This window comes from Kitasatospora sp. NPDC059747 (genome assembly GCF_042732955.1).
Taxonomy (GTDB): Bacteria; Actinomycetota; Actinomycetes; order Streptomycetales; family Streptomycetaceae; genus Kitasatospora.
This window is the reverse complement of sequence record NZ_JBHWGV010000020.1, coordinates 22,248-25,612: the sequence shown is the minus strand read 5'-3', so window position 1 is coordinate 25,612 and position 3,365 is coordinate 22,248. Positions and strand designations below refer to the sequence as shown.

Genomic DNA, 3,365 nt, shown 5'->3' with positions numbered 1-3,365 from the left:
CGCGGGGGGGGGGCGGGGGGCCCGCGCCCCCCCGCCCCCGCCGGGCCGCGCGCCCCCCCGCGGGGGGCGCGCCCCCCCCCTGACACCCCCCCACCCCCCCGCGGGCCCCCCCCCCCACGCCTCGGGGGCGCCGCCGCTCAGCCGCAGCACCGCGCCGTGCGCGCGGGCACGCAGCTGCCAGCCGCTCCGGCGGGCGCGGCCGGCCAGGCCCGCGAGCACGCCGGCTCCCGGAGCGGCCGGGCCCAGCGCCCGGTGGCGCGCCAACAGCGCCCCGGGCACCACCACGACGACGAACCAGCCCGCCGCCGCAAGGCCCGCCCACCACGGCACCGGCCCCAGCCGGGCCATCCGACCGCCCGCCAGCGCGCCGCCGGACAGCCAGCCCAGCGCGGCCGCCCCGGCACCCGTCAGCAGCGCCGCCAGCAAGGCCGCCACGGCCGTCGCGGCCGGCTCCCACGCGCGCCGGGCCGCGGCCCGGCCGAGCAGCACCGCCGGGACCGCCCCGGCCAGGACGGGGAGCGCGATCGCCGCGAGCCGCCAGCCGCCCGGGCCGGACTCCGGGAGCAGCGCGAACAGCGGGAAGTCCGGCACCGGCCCGAGCGCCGTGCCGCCCGGCGCCACCACCGTCCCCTCCCCCACGGCGAACCCCGGCCCCAGCGCGTACGCCGCTCCCCACAGGACCGCGTTCGGCAGGAGCACCACCGCCAGCAGCACCAGCCCCGCGACGGCCGTCGGGCCCCGGCCCAGCACCGCCATCCCCCGGCCGCCGCCGGTCACCGCGTCCGACACCGCCGCGACGGCTACCAGCACTCCGCCCGCCGCCACCAGCCCGGTCCCCGCCGCGAGCGCCGCACGGCGGACGGCTTCCGCGCAGTCCGCCGGACGGGCGTGCTCGGGAAGGCGGCCGAGGAGGCGGCTCGCGAACACGGCCCCGAGCACGTCGGAGTCGTCCGGCTCGTCCGGCTCGTCCAGCTCATCCGGCCCGTACGACGCGTAGGGCTCGTAGGGCTCGTACGCCCCATAGGGCTCGTCGGGCTCGCGGACCTCGCGCGTCGACCGGGCCCCCGCGGTGACCGCGAGCGCGGCCAGCAGCCCGACCACCAGGACGTCCGGCAGCACCCGGGTGCGGAACAGGCCCGCTCCCGCGCAGTGCACCACGACCACGACCGCCACCCCGCAGTAGCCCGCCCACACCGCCACCGGGCCGCCCCACCACGACCGCAGCCCCCGCCGCGCCGACACCCGGGCGCCCGCCCGGAACAGCTGAACCACCGCCAGCAGGCCGATGAGCAGCGGAGTGACCGTCAGCGGCGCCCCCGCTCCCCCGCGCAGCAGCGGCGCACCGTGCCCCAGCAGCCACAGCGCCCCCGCGAGCCGCGACGCACCGGCCGCGTCGTCGTCCGCGTACGGCGTCACCACCCACAGCCCGAGCACTGGCACCCCGACCACCGCGAGGCCGACGAGCGCCGTCCGTACCCCCGCCAGGAGGTCGGCCAGGGCGGGGCGAGCACCCAGTTCGCCCGGCACCTCCAGGATCGGACGGCCCATCAGCTGCGTCATGCGCCTCATGGTGCCAAGGCGACTCGCCATGCTCCGTGAAGCGGCAAACCGCCGTCGTGTCCCAGATTATTGGCTTATGCGCATTTTCAGACCCTGCCCCCAAGCCGCCGGCGGCCCGACCCGGAGCGTCTGATGACCACGCCACCCCGCACGCGGAAACTGACCCCCCGTGAGGCAGAGGCCCTCGCCCAGCTCGTCGCCGGGCACCCCCTGCCCCGCGGCACCCGCGCCGCCCTGCGCCGCGCCATGGAGAAGCTGGGTGCCGCCACCGAGGCCGAGGCGGTGGCCCTGGCGAAGCGCCTCGGCGCGGACCCGGCCGAGGCGCCGTCAGCCGTCCGGCGGAAGCCCCCCACCGAGGCCCAGGCCAAGACGGCGGCACCCGCCAAGAGGGCGGCCCCCGCCAAGACGGCCGCCCCGCCGGGCGAGCGCCCCCGATCCGCCGCCCGCGCCGAGGAGCAGCCGCGCCGCGAGCCCGGCAAGGTGCCCGGCCGCCCGACCGAAGGCACCGGCGGCGGCCTGGCTGCCCGCACCGGCCCCGCCCCGGCCCCCGCCCCCGCCGAACAGCGGCGGATCCCCGCGAAGCGCCGCGAAGCCGGCGCGGAGCAGCGGCCCGGCGCGCGGCCGGCCGACCCCGGGCCGCGGACGGGCGCGCGCGACGACGCCGGCCCGGGAACGTTCGAGGAGCTGTACGAGACCTCCCACACGCGGCTCGTCCAGCAGGTCTTCCTGCTGACGGCGTGCCGGCACCGGGCGGCGCACTGCGTGCGGCGGGCGTTCGGGGAAGCGCGGCGCGCGTGGGACGCGGTGGCGGGCTCCGGGAATCCGGAGGCGTGGGTGCGGGTGCGGGCGTCCGAGCTGGCGCTGTCGCCGTGGCACCGGGGCGGGCCGCGCCGGGCGCACGCGTGGCGGCTGCCGCACCGGCGGATCAAGGTGCGCCCGGCCGACGAGTCACAGGCGGTGCTGCCGGACCACGACCGCCTGACGGACCGGGACCGGGCCCTGCTGAAGGCGCTGAAGCGGTTGTCCCGGCCGCAGCGTCGCGCACTGGTGCTGCACGACGGGCTGGGGCTGCCGGCGGCGGCCGTCGCGGTGGAGGTGGAGTCGACGCTGGCCGCGGCGGAGGGGCGGGTGTGGGCGGCCCGGGCGGCGCTGGCGCAATGGGTGCCGGACCTGGCCGGGCCGGATCCGGCCGATCCCGGGTTCCCGGACCGGCTGAGCGGGCTGCTGCACCGGGCGGCCGTGCGCGGGTGCCCGGAGCCGCACCGGCCCGCGGTGCCGGTGCTCCGGGCCCGGCACGGGCTGCGGAGCCTGGTCCTGACGGGTGCGGCGGCGGCGCTGACGGCGTCGGTGGGCGGCGCGGCGATGATGACGCTGGTCGGCGGCCGTCCGGCGGTGCTGTTCCGGGAGCCGGAACCGCCGGCGCCGTCGGTGTGCGTCCAGGCGCCGGACGCGGCCGAGCCCGGGGTGCCGGTGGCGCCGGGCGGGCCGGCCGGCGGGATCAGCAGCCTGTGGTGCAGCCCGACGCCCGGGCTGGAGGCGGTGGTGGTGGACCCGCCGCCGCGCGCGATCGCGCTGTGGGAGCTGCCGGCGGCGGCCAAGGGGGCGGAGGCCCCGCCGCCGCAGGGACCGCCGAAGTGCGCCCGCTGGGCGCCGCTGCCCTGCACCCCGGCGCGCTGACGGGCCCCGCGAGAAGGCGAGTGCCCCCGCCCCCCCCCGCCCCCCCCCGGGCCCCGCGCCGCCGCGCGGGCGGGGGCCGCGGCGGGCAGACCCCCCCCCCCCCGCCCGCGGCGACGGGCGCTGGGTAC

General features: G+C 81.0%; 2 protein-coding genes. One reads left to right on the top strand and one right to left on the bottom strand.

Annotated features, from left to right (window positions below):
- Nucleotides 1-1,560: DUF6350 family protein (locus ACFV4G_RS11515; protein WP_380438989.1), on the bottom strand; the 1,560-nt coding region annotated here is incomplete at its 3' end.
- Nucleotides 1,561-1,692: 132 nt separating this feature from the next.
- Between ACFV4G_RS11515 and ACFV4G_RS11510 the strand changes: the two genes are divergently transcribed.
- Nucleotides 1,693-3,237: a hypothetical protein gene (locus tag ACFV4G_RS11510; protein WP_380438987.1), complete on the top strand. Its 1,545-nt coding sequence runs from the start codon at nucleotides 1,693-1,695 to the stop codon at nucleotides 3,235-3,237.
- Nucleotides 3,238-3,365 lie beyond the last annotated feature (128 nt).

Excerpts from the sequence above, each read along its gene's own strand:
- ACFV4G_RS11510 (WP_380438987.1), top strand. The coding sequence starts at position 1,693 with ATGACCACGCCACCCCGCACGCGGAAACTGACCCCCCGTGAGGCAGAG.